Annotated in this window: 16 protein-coding genes; 5 read left to right on the top strand and 11 right to left on the bottom strand. The window is 73.1% G+C overall.

From position 1 onward, the window contains the following. Positions 1-65: 65 nt before the first annotated feature. The 5 genes from K8556_RS08955 to K8556_RS08935 form a co-directional block, all read right to left on the bottom strand. Positions 66-779, bottom strand: coding sequence for a c-type cytochrome (locus K8556_RS08955; protein WP_223739603.1), 714 nt, complete (start codon positions 777-779; stop codon positions 66-68). Next, positions 776-2,014, bottom strand: coding sequence for a hypothetical protein (locus K8556_RS08950; protein WP_223739602.1), 1,239 nt, complete (start codon positions 2,012-2,014; stop codon positions 776-778). The genes K8556_RS08955 and K8556_RS08950 overlap by 4 nt, the downstream gene beginning before the upstream one ends. Beyond that, positions 2,011-2,658 carry a hypothetical protein gene (locus K8556_RS08945; protein WP_370639898.1) on the bottom strand — a complete coding sequence of 216 codons (648 nt, stop codon included), beginning with the start codon at positions 2,656-2,658 and terminating at the stop codon, positions 2,011-2,013. The genes K8556_RS08950 and K8556_RS08945 overlap by 4 nt, the downstream gene beginning before the upstream one ends. Further along, a complete protein-coding gene (locus K8556_RS08940; protein ID WP_223739601.1) occupies positions 2,655-3,983 on the bottom strand; it encodes a hypothetical protein in 1,329 nt (442 codons plus the stop codon). The genes K8556_RS08945 and K8556_RS08940 overlap by 4 nt, the downstream gene beginning before the upstream one ends. 123 nt (positions 3,984-4,106) lie before the next feature. Continuing rightward, on the bottom strand, positions 4,107-4,850 hold the full coding sequence (locus tag K8556_RS08935; RefSeq protein ID WP_223739600.1) for a hypothetical protein: 744 nt from the start codon (positions 4,848-4,850) through the stop codon (positions 4,107-4,109). A gap of 278 nt (positions 4,851-5,128) precedes the next feature. Between K8556_RS08935 and K8556_RS08930 the strand changes: the two genes are divergently transcribed. Further along, positions 5,129-6,307: a cyclic nucleotide-binding domain-containing protein gene (locus K8556_RS08930; RefSeq protein ID WP_223739599.1), complete on the top strand. Its 1,179-nt coding sequence runs from the start codon at positions 5,129-5,131 to the stop codon at positions 6,305-6,307. An 82-nt stretch (positions 6,308-6,389) separates the two neighbouring features. Next, positions 6,390-7,559: a cyclic nucleotide-binding domain-containing protein gene (locus tag K8556_RS08925; protein ID WP_223739598.1), complete on the top strand. Its 1,170-nt coding sequence runs from the start codon at positions 6,390-6,392 to the stop codon at positions 7,557-7,559. An 11-nt stretch (positions 7,560-7,570) separates the two neighbouring features. Here K8556_RS08925 and K8556_RS39450 read toward each other — a convergent pair whose 3' ends face one another. The 3 genes from K8556_RS39450 to K8556_RS08910 all read right to left on the bottom strand — a co-directional run bounded on the left by K8556_RS39450 (position 7,571) and on the right by K8556_RS08910 (position 13,120). Continuing rightward, the gene (locus K8556_RS39450) at positions 7,571-8,863 is read right to left on the bottom strand and encodes an SEC-C domain-containing protein (RefSeq protein WP_223739597.1); all 1,293 of its coding nucleotides are present in this window, start codon (positions 8,861-8,863) and stop codon (positions 7,571-7,573) included. 86 nt (positions 8,864-8,949) lie between these two features. Next, positions 8,950-10,140, bottom strand: a complete 1,191-nt coding sequence (locus K8556_RS08915; RefSeq protein ID WP_223739596.1) for an OmpP1/FadL family transporter — start codon at positions 10,138-10,140, stop codon at positions 8,950-8,952. 31 nt (positions 10,141-10,171) lie between these two features. Then, positions 10,172-13,120 carry a hypothetical protein gene (locus tag K8556_RS08910; protein ID WP_223739595.1) on the bottom strand — a complete coding sequence of 983 codons (2,949 nt, stop codon included), beginning with the start codon at positions 13,118-13,120 and terminating at the stop codon, positions 10,172-10,174. 201 nt (positions 13,121-13,321) lie between these two features. On the opposite strand from K8556_RS08910, the gene K8556_RS08905 reads away from it, so the two are divergent. From K8556_RS08905 to K8556_RS08895, 3 genes are all read left to right on the top strand, one after another. Continuing rightward, positions 13,322-13,858, top strand: a complete 537-nt coding sequence (locus K8556_RS08905) for a hypothetical protein (protein ID WP_223739594.1) — start codon at positions 13,322-13,324, stop codon at positions 13,856-13,858. A gap of 119 nt (positions 13,859-13,977) precedes the next feature. Then, complete coding sequence (locus K8556_RS08900) at positions 13,978-14,286, top strand: HPP family protein (protein WP_223739746.1); 309 nt, start codon at positions 13,978-13,980, stop codon at positions 14,284-14,286. A 228-nt stretch (positions 14,287-14,514) separates the two neighbouring features. After that, positions 14,515-15,207 carry an NTP transferase domain-containing protein gene (locus K8556_RS08895; protein ID WP_223739593.1) on the top strand — a complete coding sequence of 231 codons (693 nt, stop codon included), beginning with the start codon at positions 14,515-14,517 and terminating at the stop codon, positions 15,205-15,207. Positions 15,208-15,283: 76 nt separating this feature from the next. Here K8556_RS08895 and K8556_RS08890 read toward each other — a convergent pair whose 3' ends face one another. The 3 genes from K8556_RS08890 to K8556_RS08880 all read right to left on the bottom strand — a co-directional run bounded on the left by K8556_RS08890 (position 15,284) and on the right by K8556_RS08880 (position 19,846). Then, positions 15,284-16,117 (bottom strand): hypothetical protein, encoded by an 834-nt coding sequence (locus K8556_RS08890; RefSeq protein WP_223739592.1) that lies wholly within the window; start codon positions 16,115-16,117, stop codon positions 15,284-15,286. Between the two features lie 217 nt (positions 16,118-16,334). Further along, a complete protein-coding gene (locus K8556_RS08885) occupies positions 16,335-17,189 on the bottom strand; it encodes an OmpA family protein (protein WP_223739591.1) in 855 nt (284 codons plus the stop codon). A 74-nt stretch (positions 17,190-17,263) separates the two neighbouring features. Next, positions 17,264-19,846 carry a PAS domain-containing protein gene (locus K8556_RS08880; RefSeq protein WP_223739590.1) on the bottom strand — a complete coding sequence of 861 codons (2,583 nt, stop codon included), beginning with the start codon at positions 19,844-19,846 and terminating at the stop codon, positions 17,264-17,266. Between the last annotated feature and the right edge of the window lie 25 nt (positions 19,847-19,871).

The following is a 19,871-nucleotide window of genomic DNA, read 5'->3' as shown; positions in this document are numbered from 1 at the left end:
GGGCTCGCATGGGCAGGGGCGGGATGCCCTGCGTCCCCCTCCTCGCCCGTGCACCGGCCGGACGGCTACAGCCCCAGGTACGTGAGCAGCGCGCCCAGGTCCGCGTCGGACAGGGCCTCCGTGCCGTAGAGCGGCATGTTGCCCCCCACGCCGAAGAACGGCCCGTGCCGTACCTTCTCGATGACCACCTGCGCGTGCGGGATGCCCGGGAAGGCCTCGTCGTAGTCGCGCGTCACCTCCGGCAGCACCGACGCCTGGTTCGTCAGCCGGCCCTCGCCCGTGTGCGTCGCGCCGTGGCAGCCCTGGCAGGCCGCCCGGTACACCGCCTCGCCTCGCGTGGCGTCGCCCCGGGGCACGTCCTGGATGTCCTTCACCACCGTGAACGGCAGCGCGGGCGCCTGCGCGTCCGGGCTGATGCGCGACAGGTACTCATACAGCGCGCGGGAGCGCGGCTCGTCCGCCTCCAGCTTCGTCACCCCGCGCATGAAGTTCACGTAGCAGAAGTTCACCGCGTCCAGCAGCCGCGTCTCGTTGCCGCCCCACCAGCTCGGCCGCGCCGCCACGTTGTACAGCGTGTGCCCTGAGTCGATGCGCCCGGCCGGCGCCGCCGGCGTCGTCACGTGGCACGTCGCACACGAGAACGGGTTGTACTCGCTCGGCGACAGCCGCGCGTCCTGGAACAGCGCCTCCCCGTAATCCGCCGCGGCCCGGGGCTCGTCCCCGCCGCCGCACCCGGCCAGCACGAGCAGCGCCGCCACGCCCGCGCACAGGCCCCTCATGGCTGCCCCCGCAGCAGGCTCACCGAGTCCGGGAAGCGGCCCAGCTCCACCGTGGACACCACGGTGCCCTCCGCCAGGTCCACGACGTGCAACGTGCCCGGGCCGATGTGGTCCCCTTCGCAGACCGCCAGGCCGTGGCGCTCGTCCGGCGTCAGCATGAACTGGTGCACGTTGAGGCAGCCCGCCTGCGACAGTTGCACCGTGCGCGACACCGTGGACGTCGCCGCGTCGATGACCGCCACCGCGTCCTCCTGTTGATAGGGCAGGTACAGCGTGCGCCCGTCCCGGGTGAACGCGCCGAACATGGGCGCGCCGCGCAGGTACACCGTGCGCTCCGGGTTCATCGCGCGCGTCCCGGGCTCCAGCACCTGCACCTGCCTGCTCGCGAGCGAGCTGACCCACACGTCCCCCGTCGTGGGCGACACCGTCAGCGCGTACGGCTGGTGGCGCGGGCTCACCGCCGTGCCCGCGCCCGCCGCCACCTTCACGCGCGTCACCGGCATGCCCGCCGCCGCCAGGTCCACCACCGCGACCTCGTCCGACCAGCACGCCACGTACGCGGTGCGCTCGTCCGCGGACAGGCGCACCGCGTGCGGCGCGGGGCACACCTTCACCCGCTCCTTCACCGTCATCGTCTCCGCGTCGATGATGGCCATGCGCGCGACCATGGCCTCCTCCGGCCCGCCCTTGCGCGCCACGTCCGCGATGCGCAGCAGGTCGAAGTGCGTCTGGTACAGCGTGCGTCCGTCCGCGCTGACGATGACGTCCCCGGGGTTGGGGTCCACGCGCGCGGAGGCCACGAGCCGGTGGTCCTTCGCGCTCAGCTTCAGGCAGTAGCCGTCCGCCGTCCCCGTGCCGTGCGCGCCATGCGGACCCGAGCCGCCTCCGGGCACGTAGTTGGAGATGCCCACGTAGTAGAAGTCGCCCGAGGGCGACACCGCCGTGTGGTGCGGCCCCTCCAGCTCCACCGGGTGGAGCCCCACCGGCACGCGCGCCCGCTCGCCCCAGCCCGGCGTCCCCAGCCCGTCCAGGTCCAGCAGGCTCACGGAGTCATCCAGGCTGTTGGTCACCAGCAGCCGCCCGGACGGCCCCGGGGGAGGCACCGTCGTCCCTCCCCGCGTCCACGGGGAGGGATCCGCGTACGTCAGCGCGGGCACGCCCGGGCCCGGCTCCGGCGCTCCGGCCTCCGTGCACGCGGCCAGCGCCAGCGCGCAGAGCCAGGCCGCGCGCCTCACCTGGCCATCCCCACCGTGAAGGGCACGCCGGACCCCATCGTGTAGGGGCCCTCCGTGATGCGGTTCTGCACCAGGTACGCGCTCACCACCTGCACGGACAGCTCCTGGCCCGCCGCGTCCTTCACCGCCTGCCAGGAGCCGTCATCCAGTTGCCACTGCAACTCCGACGTCAACACCTGCGCGATGGGGCACTCGCGTCCCGGCGCGGACACCTTCACCCAGTAGAGGTCGCCCGTGTACGGCGGCAGGTGGGCCTCCGCGGTGGGCAGCACCAGGTTTCCCAGCCACACGAGCACCGAGCGCTTCGGCTCGCGCGGGCGGCCCTGCATGAGGGGCGCCGTGCGGCCCGGGCGCTCCAGCGACGCGCGCAGCGGGGACGTCCACCGCCACAGCGGCGCGGACAGGTCCGTCCCGTACGCCTGGCCGGGCTCGGGCGACGTGAGCGTCACCGCGCGCGAGCTGTCCAGGGGCTGGTTGCGCGCATCCACCAGCGTGCGCCACGCCTCGTCCGTGGCGCCGCCCGCGTAGAGCGGCTCCTCGCACTCAGTGGCCTGGGGCTCGGTGTCGCCATCACACGCGCTCAGGGCGAGCAGCGCGACCGCGGCGGTGCTCCACGTCAGGGACGTCTTCAGCTTCATGGTCATGGGGCCTCGCGCCGCCGGCCGCGGCGCAGCAAGGGAAGCAGGAACAGGGGAAGCAGCATGCCCGCGGGAGCGGCGGTGCAGCCAGGGGACGGCTTCGGCCCGGGGGCCGCGGGCGTGCCCGCGTCGTCGCCGGAAGGCCGCGCGCCGGCGTCCGGCACGCCCGCGTCCGGAGCGCCATCCGGGTAGAGCGGCGCGCCAATCGTCTCCGCGAGCTGGGGCCAGCGCGACGGGCACAGCTCGCGCACGGGCGTGCCCGCCGGGCACTGATGGCTACCTTGAAGCTGCTCCAGGCTGAAGAGGGGCTCCCAGGTGGTGCCCTCGTCGCTGCTGCGCGCCAGCGACCAGTCGTGGAGCCACGGCGAGCCGCAGCCGTAGAGGACGTCCCCCACGCGCGTCACGCACGCGTTGCCGGTGGGCAGCGCCAGCTTGGAGAAGGGGCCGCCCTGCTGGCTGCGGAAGAAGGCGTTGTACGTGGACACCCACGCGGTGCCGCCGTCGGCGGAGACGTCCATGTTGATGAACACGTCGTCGATGCCGGCGCCCGTGCGCGCGGTGAAGGTGCGCCCGCCGTCCGTGCTGTGCAGGATGTGCGTGGAGCCCTGCGCGGACACGCGCGCCCAGACGCCGAGCGGCTCCACCGGGTCCGTCGCCGTCACCACGAAGTCGAACGGGCGCACCAGGTCCGGGAAGGACTGCGGGGTCTCCTCCCACGTCTCGCCCGCGTCGTCGCTGCGGAACAGGTACATGCGCGCCGTGTCCGACCCGGACACGTAGAGCGTGCGGGGATGGGCGGTGGACACGCGCACGGCGGAGAAGAGGACCCCCGCGCGCTGGAGCGGGAGCGCCCGCCACGTCTCCCCGCCGTCCTCCGAGCGGAACACCCCGTTCGTCGCCGTCGTGGAGCGGCCCGTGGCCACGTACAGCACCGCGTCATCCGTGGGGTGCGCCGCGAGCCCCGTCACCCAGGTGTCCTTGAACGCCGGGTGCGCCGCCCACGAGCACGCGCCGTCCTTCGAGGACAGGAGCGCGTTGCCGGTGGCCGCCAGCAGCGCCCCGGACTCGCGCCAGACGAAGGACTCCGGGCGCCAGCCGCCATACCCCATGGCATCCGGACACACCCAGCGCCACGTCCGCCCACTGTCGCGCGAGATGACCGCGCCGAAGGTGGCCCCCACGAAGAAGTCCTCGGGGTGGCCGCGCCGCAGCGTGACGTTGGACGTCTCCGGCAGGCCCGCGTGCCCCCACGCCGCGCCCGAGCCCACAAAGCCCAGGAGGCCGGCCACCGCCGCCCCCCGCCAACCCCCCGTGACTCGTCGCGTTCGCATCCGGCGCTCCGGGGCAGGCCTCATGGCCCCCCACGATAACGCCCGGCCCGCGCCTGCATAGCGGTGCGTGCGGCCCGGAGCCCGCCCCAGCCCGGAGCGCCCGGCAGGGGAGCGGGCGCGCGCTCAGCGCTCCCCGGCGGGCAGGTCCAGCACGGTGAGCGTGGCGATGCCCACGTTCGCCGTGAGGCCCGACGGCTGCACGCACGCCGCCAGCGTGGTGAGCGTGGGCACGGCGGTCACCAGGCGCACCCCGTGGCCCGCGTGGCGCCCGGAGTGGATGGTCCCCTCGGACGTGAAGACCTGCATCCCTCCGTCCACGAGCGCCTCCACGCGCTCCAGCGCCACGGAGGACTTCTCCCCGTTGGACCAGGTCACCGTGGCGGTGGACGCGCCGCCCGTGGTGCCGACGCAGGTCGCGCGCTTCAGGTGCTGCGTCTCCATCCCCACCGCCGTCATCACCACGCCGTCGTTGACGGGGCAGCCGCTGAACTGGAGCGACTCGCGCTGCATGGAGTTGCGAGGTGTGGTGAGCAACAGTCCGGGGCGGTAGGCCTGCTGGAGCGACCCCGAGCACACCACCACCGGCGCCTCCTCCAGCGTCCGCGCCGCGTCCGTCATCGACGCCGGCAGCTCCGCCTGCTCCAGCGCCTCCTCGCCCCACACCGCGTCATCCGCCGGGGCGGCGGCCCCCTCCGCGCCCGGCGCCGGAGCCTCGGCCTGCGCCGGGGCCTCGGGTTCGTTGGCGCGGGCCGCTCCCGACGCGAGCAGCAGCAGGAAGCCGCCTCGCGCCAGGAGGTTCAGCGCGCGGCGCGGGTGGGACGACTTCAGGACCTTGAGGAAGAGGACGGAAGCGGGGCGCGACGTCATGGGGGAGACACCTTGGGTAGGGGTCCCTGGGGCAGGGATGCTTGAAGATGGGGAATCCCTCTCAATCCAGACAGCCACCCTGAAGCGCAGGGTTCGCGCGAACCCCAACCTCTCAGGTTTTACGCATCTGATTCACGCGGTGGACACTCTGTCCGAGGCCCGCCGCTCTTCACCGCGCTGGCTGGCTTTCCCTGTTTCAGGGTGCTACGGAATCAAGGTCCGGACCCAGGCGTGGACCCCCTTTGTCCGCCAGGGCGTCCGGGAGGAACGACAAGGCCGTGACTCCAGACGATTCGAACGTGGGCGACGTGGCCGTGGGCCCTGGCTCCAGCGTCACGCGAGGGGTGTGGGCGCGGGTGCTGAAGGGCGCGGTGGAGGACGCGGTGCGCGCCTACGAGGCGATGGGGGCGGGGCAGCGCGAGCGGGTCCTGGAGGAGGCGCTGGCGGTGCCGGCCGACACGCGCACCCGGCTGGTGGAGGTGCTGCGGCAGGCGCGCGACTTCGCGGGCGCGGCGCGGCTGTTGGAGGCGGATGGGGACGACGGGGGCGCGGCGCCGCTGTACGAACAGGCGGGAGCGCCGCTCCTGGCGGCGGAGGCGTGGCTGAGGGTGGGGGAGCAGGCCCGCGCGGCGGCGGCCTTCGAGCGGGCCGGCTCGCTGGAGCAGGCGCTGTCGCTGTACCAGGCGCTGGGCGCGCGCGAGTCGCTGGCGCACCTGTTGGGCCGCATGCACCGGCCCCTGGAGGCGGCGCAGGTGTTCCGCGTGCTGGGCAACGCGCACGCGGAGCTGGAGATGCTGCGCGCGGTGCCCGCGGACGACGCGCGGCGGCCGGAGGCGGTGCTGCGCATGTGCGAGCTGCTGGACGCGGAGGGCGCCACGTGGAGGGCGCTGGTGCTCCTGGCGGACGGCATCAAGCACGCGACGGGGGCGGGGCTGCTGCTGCTCCAGGCGGAGCAGGCGCGGCTGCTCCAGCAGTTGGGGCTCGCGTCGGCGCCGGAGGGCGCGGCCGCGGCGGAGAAGGCGCAGCCGGTGGTGGATGGCTATGGCTATCTGAAAGCCATTCCCATCTTCGATGGTCTGTCCTTGGAAGACATGCGCGACCTGTACCGGCTGGCGCGGCCGGTGCTGGTGCCGGCGGGGACGACGGTGCTGGAGAAGGGCGCGAAGGGGATGGGGCTGGTGGTGCTGCTGGAGGGCATGGTGAGCGTGTCCACCGGCCCGGGCCGGGACGCGCGCCAGCTCAACATGCTGGGGCCGGGCGCGTTCCTGGGCGAAATCTCCCTCATCCTGGACGGGCCGGTGTCCGCGCACGTGCGCGCGCACACGGTGGTGCGCGCCCTGCGCGTCACGCGGACGGACTTCCAATACTTCCTGGAGACGCACGAGGCCGCGGCCCTGCGCATCTACCGCCTCTTCACCCAGAGCCTGGCGGAGCGGGTGCGGGACCTGAGCAGTTGAAGGTCGGGGGTGTGACAAGGGACACCCCGCCGGGACCTCCGAACGGATGCGTGCGCCGCGCGGCTGGGTTACAGAGGCGCGCATGGCGGACTCCCCACACGCACGGTCCCTGAAGGCCCAGGCGGCGACGCTCGCCGCGCAAGGGAAGCTGGAAGCGGCGCTGGCCGGCTACCAGGACGCCCTGCGCGCCGAGCCGGAGGACGCGGAGGTCCACCAGCGCGTCGCCGAGCTGCTGGAGTGGCTGGAGCGCAGGCCGGAGGCCGCCCACGCCTACGACGACGCGGCGCTCGCCTGGACCCGCGCGGGGGCGCTGCTGCGCGCGGTGGCCGCCGCGGTGTTGTCGCGGGGCCTGCGGGGCGCGCGTCCCAGGACGGTGCGCGCGCTGGCGGAGCGCTTCGCCCTGCCGCCCGGCGCGCTGGCCCCCACCTTCGCCTGGGTGCCCGACGGCAAGGACCCGGGCGTGCCCGTCCTGTCCGGCGTGGGGCGCGACGCCTTCGTGGCGCTGGTGGAGGCGCTGGAGGTGCGCGCCTTCTGGCCGGGCCAGCGCGTGGTGGAGGAGGGGCAGCCGGGCGACTCCATGTTCGCGCTGGTGGAGGGGCGCGCGGAGGTGACGCGCCGGGTGGAGGGCAACGCGCGCCAGGTCGTGGCCACGCTGGGGCCGGGGGACTTCTTCGGCGAGGTGGCGCTGGTGTCCGAAGGGCCCAGGCTGGCCAGCGTGGAGGTGCCTGAGCGCTCCGTGCTGCTGGAGTTCAAGCGCTCCTCCCTGGCCCGCGTCAGCGCGGCGCACCCGGAGGTGGAGGCGGCGGTGCAGGCCTTCTACCAGCGCCGGCTGGTGGACCACCTGCTGCGCACCAGCCCCCTGTTCACCAACCTGTCGCCCGCGCTGAAGCAGGCGATGTCGCGCGAGTTCGACCTGCGCGCCGTGCCCGCCGGCCAGGTGCTCCTCACGCAGGGGCAGCCGGGGGACGCCTTCTACCTGCTGCTGCGCGGCCAGGTGCAGTTGTCGCTGGAGCAGCCGGGCCGCATCGTGCTCCTGCCGGAGCTGCGCGAGGGCGACGTGTTCGGCGAAATCTCCCTGCTGCTGGACAAGCCCGTGTCCGCGACGGTGCGCACGAAGACGCCCTGTGTCGTCCTGCGCCTGGAGCGCGCCGCCTTCGAGCGGCACGTCGTGAGCCAGCCCGGCCTCAAGGGCCAGCTCATGCGCATGGGCACGGAGCGCCTCCAGCAGACCGCCAGGGCGCTCTTCGTCTGAAGCGGGGCCTCTCAGGCCTCCGCGTCCAACCGCACGGGGTGCTCGCGCAGCCAGTCCTGCGCGCGGCGGAGGCGGTCCGCGGCGGAGGCGCGGCCCTCCTTCTCCAGGAGCTGGCGGTACGGCTCCAACTGCTCCGGCGTCCACGCGGGCAGGGCCTTCAGGTCCGCGAGTGCCACCATCTCCTCCGCGCTGCGCCCCTTCGCCTCCTGCCGCGCGGTGAGCAGCGCCGCCAGCACCAGCCGCGCGGGCTCCGCCTCGAAGGCGATGGCCGCGTCGGTGAGCCACTCGCGCGTGGGCTCGTCCGCCGCCGCGTCCTTCGCCCCCGCGCGCATGCGCTCCAGCATGCCTTCGAGGAAGTCCGCGTCCACCGCGCCCTTCACGGCGCGCAGGAGCGCGGAGATGACCTGGCGCCGGCCTTCCGGGTCCTTGGGCTGGGACTTCATCGCGCGCAGCGGCTCCCACAGCACCACGGTGAGCCACAGCTCCTCTTCCGGGGAGAAGACGGACGGCGTGGCGGGGTCGCGCAGCTTCGCCTCCACCCGCTGCGCGCGCTCCTTCGCCTCGCGCGAGATGCGCTCCACCAGCGCCGGGTCCGCCTGCACGTGCTTCACCAGCGCGTCCAGCTCACCGGCCTCCGCCTTGCGCAGCGCCTCCGAGGCCTCGGGCGTGAGGGCCTCCGGCTCCATGTCCGCGACCAGGGACTCGTACTTGCGCACCACCTCCGCGTGCTTCTGGCTCCACTCGCGGAACTGCACGTCGAAGACGACGTCCAGCACCGGGTTGTCCTCCGGCCGCACCTTGCCCGTCTTCTTCGCCGCCGTGGCCAGCAGCGCGCCCACGCACAGCGCGCGCCGCTCCTCCGGCGTGCGCCCGCTCTTCGCCGCCTGCGCCAGCAGCCCCGCGCCCAGCTTCTCCTGGAAGCCGCGCGTGCCCAGCTCCCGCACCACGCCCACGCGCAAGGAGTTGCGCGCCTGCATCGCGTCCAGGCCTTCTTGCGCGGCCAGCTTCGCGAGCGCCTGGCCCACGTGGTCGCTGAAGGCCTTGTCGTCATAGCGCAGGCCCGGCTGGGGCCCGGCGGCCTGGAGCAGCACGCCCAGGTGCTCCAGCGCCTGGGACAGGCGGGACACGTCCGCGTCGCCCAGGAGCGACATGGCCGCCTCCAGGTCCTGCTTCAGCGGGTGGGCGGGGGCGGCGGTGGGAGGCGGCGCGGCTTTCGCGCGGTCCTCGGCGGCGTGACAGGCCTTGTACTTCTTCCCGCTGCCACAGGGGCACGGGTCGTTGCGGCCGGGCTTGGAAGGGCTCACGGCGCCGCACCGTAAGCGAAAGCGCCCGGCCCTTCCACGAACGGAAGGAGCCGGGCGCCCCGGTACTTCAGGAACGGTTCAGCCGGTTACTGCAGCGCGAAGCCCAGCGTCAGGCCCAGCACGTGCGCGGTGCCGGAGTACGTGCCCGGCATGCCCGGGGCCGTGCTCTCCTTGTCCGCCAGCGCGACGAACTGGTAGCCCAGGTCCGCGCGGAACGGCTTGAACTGGTAGCCCACGCCCGCGGACACCTTGAAGCGGTTGGCGTCCGGGAGGTCCGGCGTCAGCGTGCTGTTGGGGCTGGGGGTCGGGTCGTACGTCAGGCCCAGGCGCACCTGCAGCGCGTCCGTCACGCCGTACTCGCCGCCCAGCGAGTACTTCCACCGCGCGCGCCAGCGCTTGGGCAGCGGGTTGTCGATGGCGGGGTTCTCGAAGCGGATGGCCAGCTCCGAGAAGGTGGACCAGTCCACCCAGCTCGCGTCGAACGCCAGCAGCAGGTTCTGCAGCGGCCGGTACGCCAGGCCCGCCGTCACGGTGGACGGCAGGACGACGTCCGCGTGCGCCTTCTGGTCCGTCAGCCGGCTCTGGAACTCCACCGGGACGTTCTGGAAGTCCGCCTGGCCCTGGAACGCGATGTCGATGGCGCTGCGGTAGTGCAGGCCCATGTCCAGGTTGTCCAGCACCTTGGCCTGCACGCCGATGTTGAAGCCGGAGCCCCAGTCCGCGCCGCCCAGGTGGATGGAGCCCTCGCTGTTCACGAAGTCCAGGCCGCGCGTCAGCTCGATGGTGGCCCGGGCGATGTCCAGACCCGCGCCGAAGCGGAAGCGCGGGTGCAGCTCATACGCGAACGACGGGTTGATGTAGTACGTCGCCAGCGAGGACTCGTAGCCGCGGAAGCGGCCGCTGAAGCCCTCCTCCCAGCGGCTGCGCGCGCCGTAGGGCGTGAAGACGCCCACGCCGAACGCCGCCTTCTCGAACGGCTTGTAGACGACGAACAGGTGCGGGGGCGGCGACAGCGTGGTGCGCTGCCCCTCCGCCTCCATGCCCGGCCGCTGGAACGTGATGCTGGGGAGGATGCCCGTGTCGCCCAGCGTGATGTCCAGCGTCTTCACGCCGACCATGTTCGCCACGTTGTAATAGATGGAGGACGAGTCCTCCAGCCACGCCGTGGCGGCGCCGCCCACGCCGGTGGCGCGAGCGCCGTGGGTGTCAATCTGGAAGCCCGCGGCCTGGCTGGTACCGGCCGCCAGGAGCGCCACGAGGGAGAGTGTCTTTTTCATGGGTGTTTGATTCCTCTCTCAGTGGTTGCCGTTACTGCGCCACGGTGCCGGTCGACAGGAAGCCGATGATCTGGTCCTGGGCCGCGTTGCGCACGGACTCGGGGATCTGCGGGTTGTTGAGGAACGCGTGACGGCCGGCGGCCGGGATGGCGCCGATGACGGATTCCGGGAACATGTAGGAAGCCACCGTGCGCGGCGCGCCCGTGCGGTTGGCCGCGTTGATGAGCGCCAGCGTGTTCGCGTTCGGGATGACCTGGTCGCCCTCGATGTACTGGATGAACGCGCGGTGCACCTTGTCGTCCGTGCCGGCCGCCGCGTTGTTGTCCAGCAGGTACGCGTAGTTGCGCGCGTCCGCCGGGTCCAGGATGGTGTTCGCCAGGCCGATGAACGTGTCGAACGCCGCCATGCCCGGCTTGATGCCCGCCGAGGCGAGCGAGCCCAGGAACGCGGTGCGCTGCGCCTGGAAGGCGGGCGCGGTCAGCAGCACGCCGGTCAGGTTGCCACCGGCCACGTTGAGCACCGAGCGGCGCACGCGCGGGGACACCGCGGTGGACATGGTGCCCAGGATGCCGCCGAGGCTCTGGCCCACGTAGTCCACCTGGGCCGCGTTCAGGCCGCCCACGGCGTCGGACAGCTCCTTGCTGGCCAGCACGCGCAGGAACTGGCTGAAGTCCACCACGTGGTGGCGGAAGTTGTCGCGCGTGGTGAACAGGTTGCCCAGGTTCAGGAAGTTCCAGCCGGAGACGGCCGGGACGCCCTGCGCGTTGCGGAGGAAGTCACCGCCCTCGCACTTGTTGTCCGCCATGCACTGGCCCTGCGACGGGGACACGATGCTGGCGCAGTACACGTCCGCCGGCACGCCCGCCGGCAGCGCCGCGGCGCTGCAGTCCGCGCGGGCCGCGTCCGTGCGCGCCACGCAGCGGCCGTAGGAAGGCTTGGTGGCGTCGTCCTCGCAGCGCTGGGTGGCCGGGTCGGCGCACGCGGCGGAGTCGCCCGCCGGGTTCGGCGTGGGGAGCACCGCGGCGGCGCCCACGCAGCTCGTGCGCTCACCGTGGTAGACGGCGTCCATCGCGACCACCGCGTAGCCCGCGCCGGTCAGCTTGTTGGCCACGCCGAGCACCGCGGTGCGGTTGCTGGTCAGGCCGTGGCCGAACACCAGCACCGGCCAGCCGCCCGTGGGCGCCGTGCCGGTCGGCGTGAAGAGCATGAACGGGTAGCGCGTGGGGCGCGGCGCGCCGGGGTTCAGCGTGCCGAAGGGGCCCGTGAGCAGCCACGGCGTGTTGGCCCGCACCTCGTAGACCGCGCCGACGTTGGTGGACGCGAACCCGGCGCCGGCCATCGCCGCCTTCACCTGCGAGGTGATGGGGAAGATGGACGTGGGCGCCGTGGGCGTCCCGTAGACGCCGCCGGGCAGCGTGTACAACTGCTGCAGCACGGACGTGGTGCTCTGGGTGGTGAACGCCCAGCCCAGGGCGATCTTCGAGCGCGGCAGGCCGGCCTTGGCCAGCGCGTCGAAGAACGGCTTGTGCGCCGCGCGCACCGGCTCCAGCGCCTGCGCCAGCGAGTCCGGCACGGAGGAGATGGTGCTCTTCTTGGTGGCCGCGTCGTACACCGGGTTGGCCAGGCGCAGCAGCGCGAAGGCCGTGGCCGGAGCGACGTTGCGGCCCTTGGTGTCCTTCAGGTCCGTGGTCAGCACCGCGCCGTACTGGGTGGCGCCATCCAGCGGCGCCTTCGGGACGATCTGGAGCTGCTGCGGGACCTCGACGATGCCCGCCTCGCCCACGCTGGTGCCGCAGTCACCGGACTTCTCCACCAGGCAGGGCGTCACGTCCGGCTGGGTGCCCTTGTCCAGGTTGGACAGCTTGAAGAACTTCACGCCCGCGGCCAGCGACGCCGCGTCCACGCGAGGCGCCGGGCCGTCCGCCGCCACGCGGTACATGGTGCCGTCCAGCACGCCCTGCGCGTCGCCGTTCTCCGTGACGATGGCGCCCGTGGTGGAGAAGCCGTCCAGCGTGTTCAGGCCCGTGAACAGGTCCTGCTGCAGGCCCGGCGTCGTGGGGACGGGGAAGCTCAGGTGCGCCGGCGTGGTGGCCGTGGCCGGCACGCGCAGCAGGTCGTTGGGGAAGGGGATGATGGTGGGGACGCGGTCGGTGGCCGCCAGGTTGATGGTGGCCTCCGGCTGGTTGACGATGCTGAAGGTCCAGATGAGGACGATGTCCTCACGCTTGAACCCCTGCGGCGCCAGGGCCTTGTTGAACACGTCCGCGTAGCCGCGGCGCAGTTGCTCCAACTGCAGTGCGCTGGCGGTCTGGTCCGCCAGGCGCTTGGCCGGATCCGTCTCCGAGGAGGGGATGATCTCCGTGGCCGGGCCGCAGTCCGGCGAGGTCAGGTCCTCGCAGGTGACCAGCGACTTGTCGGAGTTGATGAAGGCCCACGTGGCCGACCCGATGATGGGCTGGCCCGAGTTCGTCTTCAGGCCGTTCTCACCGCCGACCAGCGCCACCGCGTAGCGCGAGCCCTTCGGCCACGCCGGCAGGCCCGTGTTCGGATCCACCGGGGGGATGATGTTGATGAGGTCCGTGTCCTCGTTGTACGCGATGGTCGGCGTCACCGGCTTCGTCGCCAGCGGCGTGCCCTGGTACAGGTCGATGAAGATGACCGTCTTCGCGGTCACCGTGCGCGGATCCAGGTCCTTGACCTTGGTGTTCGCGATGGCGGACGTGGGGAAGCCGTTGAGCGAGTTCAGGTAGTCGCGCGTGAACTCCTGCTCCGCCGGGGACGCCGCCGGGTTGATGGGCGCGTTCACCCGCTTCGTCTGCTGATTGATGGCCAGGTCGTTGGGGGAGGGAACCACGGCGGGAGACGCCGAAGGGTCGAACTCCGCGAGGCCGACGTTCAGGTTCGGAGCGTCCTGCGCGATCTCCGGCGTGCAGGCGACGGCTCCCAGGGCGATGGCCCCGAGGAACAACTGTTTCTTCATGGTGGGAATCCCCTCCAGCCCAAGGTGAACTGCTGGAAACAAGTCAGTGAGTAGCACGGCGTTCCCCGGTCACAAAGTGAGAGGGATTGACGCGGCGAGTCAGGTCTGGGGTGGCCTCGCGTGCACGCGGGTGGACGTCTCACGCGGCGTGCGCGCAGAGGGGGCGTGACGCGCGGAGGAACGCGGCTACGCTGCCGCCCCATGAAACGACTGCTGACTGTGTTGGCGATGACCGTGGCGATGGGCGCGAGCGCGGAGGAGGCCGGAGGGCTGACGTGGAGTGCGCCCCCGGAGTGGGCCGCCCAGCCTCCCCGGCCGATGCGCGCGGCGACGTACAAGGTGCCCGCCGTGAAGGGAGACGCGGAAGACGCGGAACTGGCTGTCTTCTACTTCGGGCAGGGGCAGGGCGGCGCGGTGGACGCGAACGTGAAGCGCTGGGTGGCGCAGTTCCAGAAGCCTGACGGCAAGCCCCTGGAGGACAAGGACGCGAAGACGAAGCAGGAGAAGGTGAACGGGCTGCCCGTCACCACGGTGGAGGTGAAGGGCACGTACGCGGGCGGCGGTCCCATGATGGGGCCCTCCACGCCCAAGCCGCACTTCAAGCTGCGCGGCGCCATCGTGGAGGGGCCGGAGGGCGCCCTCTTCTACAAGCTCACCGGGCCGGAGAAGACGGTGAACGGCGCGGAGAAGGGCTTCCGCAAGATGGTGGAGTCGGTGAAGCCCGCGCCGAAGAAGTAGGGGGCGGGCAGGCGGATCCGCGAAGGTCCCCGCGCCCTTCGCGGACGTCGGCAAGCGGATTGCTAAGGCCCTCCGGCATACGGCGCCCGAACGCCGAGCACCGGAGGCTTCACGTGTCGATGTGCCGCAGCCCTGAGTTCCAGAACCTCGTCACCCGCGCCATCACCCTGTTCCCGGAGGACACCGTCCTGGGAGCGCTCCAGCAGATGTACCGCCACGGCGTGCACGTGCTGCCCGTGGTGGAGGGGCATGGAGGCGACCTTCTGGGCGAGGTGACGGAGGACGAGCTGCACCGCGTGGCCCGCCGCCGCCCGCTGGCCCGGCTGGCTGAAATTCTGACCGTCAAGGCGCTGGCGGCGCCGGAAGAAACGACCGTGGAGACGGCCGCCCCGCTGCGGCTGGCGGCCTCCAGCGGCTGGCTGCACTGAAAGGCCCCTGGCCGCCCATCCGGCGCGGGGGAGGGGAAGCCCTCCGTCCCGTCCGCCTGACCGCTGGTGGACACCCGGCCTTGCCCAAAGGGCTGGCAGCGAACACCTGCTCGTGTGACTGGCGGCTGTCTGACGACTCGTACTGGCGGGCGGGCTGCAATCCCGGGAGGAGGTCAACAGCCTGTTGGCGGTGCCCCCGGCTTTTCGTCGAGGGCGAGGAGGCGGGTCATGAAGGCAGTGGCGATCATCCTGGCGGCGGGCAAGGCCCGGCGGATGTCCCACCCCAAGGCGCTCATCGAGCATGAGGGGGGCAAGAGCTTCCTTCAGTCGCTGGCGTCCACCTTCGGAAAGGCGGGGTGCGGGGTGCTGGGCGTGGTGGGCAGCGACGAGGCCGCGGTGCGCGAGCAGCACCCGAGCCTGGAGCTGGTGACGAGCAGGGACTGGGAGAAGAGCCTGCTGGCGTCGGTGAAGGCCGGGTTGGAGGCGGCCATGGCCGAGGACGCGGACGTGGTGCTGCTGCACCCGGTGGACATGCCGGCGCTGCGGGTCACCACCGTGAAGTCCATGCTCAAGGACATGGAGCGCGGCGGCGCCGAGGGCGTCATGGCGCTGCGGCCGGAGTACGACAACGCCACGGGCTGGCCGGTGGTGCTGTCGAAGGGGGCGGCGCGCAAGGTCCTGGAGGCGGAGGGCGAGGACCTGGAGGCGGTGCTCAGGGCCATCAATCCGCGCCGCCTCAACGTGAAGGACCCCGGCGTCATCGTGAACATCAACACGCCTGAAATCTACGGGCGCGTCTTCAGCATGGAGCCCAAGCTGGCCCCGCCTCCCAAGCGGCGCGTGAAGCGCGCGGGCGCGGCGTCCAACGGCTCCGGGGCGGAGACCACCCCGACGTCCTACGCGGCGTCGTCGGAGGAGTAGCCCCGGAACGAAGACTCCCGGGGCCCGCGCGGTGCGCTGGGGACCCCGGGAGTTTTTACTTCAGGCTTCAGGGCCTTCAGAACGACAGGCCCAGGCCCAGGTAGGGGCCGGTGAAGTTGTCCGCGTGCACCACGCCGTCCAGGTGGCCGCCGTCGCTGAGGTACAGGGTGCGCCAGCCGCCGCGCAGGTTGAGGGCGCCCAGGTGCAGCGCCAGGCCGGCCTGCATGTCCACCTGGCGGTGCGGGAAGGGCACCACCTGGATGCGCGCCTCCACGTCGAAGGGCGACGGGCCGATGCACGCCTCCAGCGACGCGGCCAGGCTGGGGCCCACGAAGATGGCGTCCGGGGCGTGCGCGCTGGCGATGCCGGCCTCCATGCGGAAGCGGCCGCGCTCGCTGGACCACGGCGAGAGGGTGAGGTGCGCGTCCAGCAGCGTCAGCCGGTCCGTGCCCGCCGAGCCGTCATCCGTCTCCAGCGCGATGCCGCTCACGCGCGCGTCCATGCCCCAGCGCTGGCCGTCCAGGGCCATGAAGAGGTCCAGCGCGCCGCCCACGTCGCCGAAGCTGTTGCCCTGCACGTTCAGGTGCACGAGCGGCGCGGGCCGGGGCGCGCGCTGGCCGCGGGGCACCTCCGCGCGCGCGCGGCGGTGGTAGCTGGCCGGCCCCGAGATGAAGAGGACGTCGAACCAGCCGGGGCCGACCCCGGAGGCGCGCACGCTGGAGCGCACCGGCGCGTCCGAGGCGCGGCCCACCGGCGTGGCGCGGTGCTCATGCTTGCCGTCCGAGTCGTCGGAGTCCTTCCGGTCGGAGGTGTTCGGCTTGGAGCGCTTGCCGAAGCGGGCCTCCGCGGGCGCGGACCCCAGCAGGACAGCGACGGCGAGCGCGGCACACAGCGTCTTCCAGAAGCCCACGGCGACCTCTCCTCTTCTTCAGGGGCCCACGGGAGGGGCCGCGGCATGTGGACGCCTGCTCGCCCGGAATATTCAACCCTCATCACCCCCGGTGAAACCAGCGCCCCGGGGAAGGGGAGCGGTGTCCGGAAGGGGGCATGTGCACCCCTGGACATGCGGGCGGCCCGGAAGGCCAGGCCGGCGCCCGCGTCGTCCATTCACGGGCGCGCCCCGCGCGTCAGCGCTGCGCCGTCTTCTGCGCCTTGGCCTTCGCCTGGCGCTTCATGGGGCGCGGCGGCTGCGTGAGCACCACGGCCGCGCGCTCCGGCGTCACCGGGGTGGGGGACAGCCGCAGCGTGACGCGCCGGTTGGTGGCGCGGTGGGGCGGGCTGTCGTTGGGCACCAGCGGCCGGTACGCGGCGTGGCCCGTGGCGCTCAGGCGCTCCGGAGCCAGCCCCTCGCGCTCGCCCAACTGCCGCACCACCACCACGGCCCGCGCGGCGGACAGCTCCCACGCGGTGGTGGCGGGAGCGCCGGGGAGCACCTCGTCGGTGTGCGCCTCCACCGCGACGCGGTGGTCGGCGAGCGGCCCCCGGAACACCGCCGCGGCCTGCTTCAGCACGCCGGCGCCCTCCGGCGTGAGCGACGTGGTGGCGGGCGCGAAGAGCAGCCGCTCGGACACCTCCACGCGCAGCGCGTCGTCCTCCAGCGCCACGGCCACGTCGCCCGCCTCGAGCGCGTCCTTCAGCGTCCTGCCCAGCGCCTCGAGCGCCGCCTCGCGCCGCGTGCGCTGCGCCTCCGCGCTCTTCGCCTGGAGCTCCGCCGCGGCGCCGCCCCACTCCTTCGCCTGCTGCTGCCGCTCCAGCGCGCGCAGCCGCTGCTCCATGGCCTGCCGCAGCGTCTGCAACCGCGCGACGTGGGCCTCCGACTCGGAGGCCTCGCGCTCCCACTGCGCGCTCCGGGCCTCCAGCGCGTGGAGCGAGCGCGAGCCCAGCCACGCGCCCGTGGAGGCCACCGCCACCGCGACGGCCAGGAGCCCCCAGGGCAGCCACCGCCAGCGTCCGAGCGCCGCTGTCGTCCGCGCGTCGTCCATGGCCCTGGAGGGTAATGGCTCCCCGGGGGTGGGCGGCAAGGTGGCGCCGTGCGACACGCGCCCGCCGGGGCCGCTCAGGACGGTTTCTTCCACCGGGGCAGGTGCAGCACGAAGCGCGAGCCGGGCCCGCCCTCCGGCGGCGCCTCCACGAACAGGTCTCCGCCGTGCGCGCGGGCGAGCTGCCGGGAGATGTAGAGGCCCAGGCCCAGGCTCGCGCGCGCGTGCTCGCCGCTGTTGCGCGTGAAGCGCTCGAAGATGCGCTCGCGCGCCTCCGGGGGGATGCCGGGGCCCCAGTCGCGCACGGCGATGATGGCCTTCTCCCCGTCGCGCTCCACGTACAGCTCCACCGGCAGGCCCGGCGCGTACTTCATCGCGTTGGTGAGCAGGTTCATCAGCACCTGCTCCACGCGCGGCCGGTCCGCCAGCGCCACCACCGGCGCGTCCGCGTGCACCACCGCCACGCAGCCCGCGGTGGCCAGCGCCTCCTCCATCCGCGCCACCAGCGCGTGCACCAGCGAGGACAGCTCCACCGCGCCCAGCTCCAGCGCCATCTGCCCCGTGCCCAGCCGCGCCACGTCGAACAGGTGCGCCACCAGCCGCGTCAGCCGGTCCGCCTGCCGCAGCGCCCCCTGCAGGCCCTGGCCCACCCGCTCGGACTCGTCCGACGGCAGCTTGTCCACCGTGCGCTGCAGCGACGACAACTGCAGGTGCAGCGCGGACAGGGGCGTGCGCAGCTCGTGCGTCGCCACCGCCACGAACTCGTCGCGCGCGGCCACGGCCTGCTCCGCCTGCCGGTACAGCCGCGCGTTGTCCACGGCCAGCGCCGCGCGCCAGGCCAGGTCCTCCAACTGGGACAGGTCCCGCGTGCTGAAGCGCCGCGTGGGCGAGCACGTCGCCGCGCTCACGACGCCCAGCGTGCGCCCGCGCGCCATCAGCGGGACGACCATCACCGAGCGCGGGCCCAGCCCCTCCAGGACCTCCCGGTGCGCGCCGTCGACGGCGAAGGCGCGCATGGCGGCCTCGTCCACCTCGGCCACCAGCTCCGGGCGCCCCGTCTCCAGCACCCTGCGCACGACGGTGTGGGCGCCGGGCCGCGGCGCGTAGGGCATGGACTTCTCCAACTGGGCCTGGAGTCTGTCGTCGCGGGCGCGGCGCTCCACGCGCTCCAGGTGCTCGCCGTCCTCGGCCAGCATGTCCACCAGGCAGTAGTCCGCGAGCTGCGCCACCACCAGGTCCGCCACGTTGCGCACGGTGGTGCGCCAGTCCAGGGACGTGGCCAGCCGGGTGGTGGCGTCCGTGAGGAAGCGCAGGTGCGTCTCCATGCGGCGCTGCTCGGTGATTTCGCGCACCACGCCGCCCACGCCCAGCAGCTCCACGCCGGAGCGCACGGGGAAGTACGTGGCCAGGAAGGTGCGCGGCTCCGGGCCCGCGACGTACTCCACCGGGTCGTCCACCACGGCCGCCTCCGACTCCAGCACCTGGCGCAGCAGGTCCTCGATGGGGCCGCCCGCCGGGCCCATCAGCTCGCGGGGCGTGTGGCCCAGGTGCTCCTCCAGCGGGATGCCGTTGTTCTCCGCGACGACCTTGTTGAGCCGCACGTAGCGCAAATCCTGGTTCACGAAGCCCATGCCCACCGGCGACGCGGCGAAGAAGGCCTCCAGCATGGCCGCGGACGCGTCGCGCTCACGCAGGGCCTCGCGGGCCTCGCGGTACAGCCGCGCGCTCTCCACCGCCAGGGCGGCGCGGCGCGCGAACTCCGTGGCGTAGCCCAGGTCCCGCTTCGTGTAGCGGCGCGCGGGCGACGCGGAGACCAGGTTGATGATGCCGAAGCGCCGCCGCCCCACCGCCAGCGGCAGCAGCATGGACGAGCGCGGCGCCAGCGCCTCCAGCAGCCGGCGGTGCTCGCTCGAGCGGGAGACCTGCTCCAGCCAGCCGGGCGTGATGTCGGAGATGAGCACGGGCCTGCCGCGCGCGAACGCCCGGGCGAGCGGCGAGTTCGAGCTGGGCTCCGGTGGGAAGGACAGCGCCTGGTCGAGCAGCGACTGGCGCCGCGGGTCCCTGGCGCTGAGCGCGAGCCGGTGCAGCGCGCCGTCCGGCCCCAGCACGTCCACCATGCAGTAGTCCGCCCACTCCAGCGTGGCCAGCCGCGCCACGGCCTTGAGCGTGGTCTCCCAGTCCAGCGACTCGGCGAGCAGCCGGCTCGCCTCGCTGACGAAGAACTCGGCGCGCTCGGTGGCCTTGCGCTCGGTGATGTCCACGTTGATGTTCACCGCGCCCACCAGCCGGCTCTCCGCCGAGTACAGCGGCGCGGAGGAGTTGAGGATGGTGCGGCGCGCGCCGTCCTTCCCGACGATGTCCACCTCCTCGTTGGAGACGGTCTGCCGGGTGCGCAGCGTGCGCGCCACGGCCCACTCCTCGCCGCGCAGGCGCCTGCCCGTGCCGGGCCAGTACGCCTCGAAGGTGCCGAAGTGCTCCAGCTTCATCCGCGCCAGCGCGGCCTGGCCCCACAGCGCGCTCGCGGCGGCGTTGGCGGCGAGCAGGCGGCCCCCCGTGTCCACGATGACCACCCCCACCGGCAGCAGTTGCAACACCGTGCGCAGCCACTCCTGCGGCACGGGCGTGGACTCCGCGAGAAAGGTGCCAGTCGGCTCGGACATGAGCGCGGAGCCCCCCTCCCCCGCG

Origin of the sequence: Corallococcus sp. AS-1-12 (assembly GCF_020036995.1) — a bacterium.
Classification (GTDB): domain Bacteria; phylum Myxococcota; class Myxococcia; order Myxococcales; family Myxococcaceae; genus Corallococcus.
Note: the sequence above shows the minus strand (reverse complement) of the source record. Positions and strands in the feature narration are given on the sequence as shown.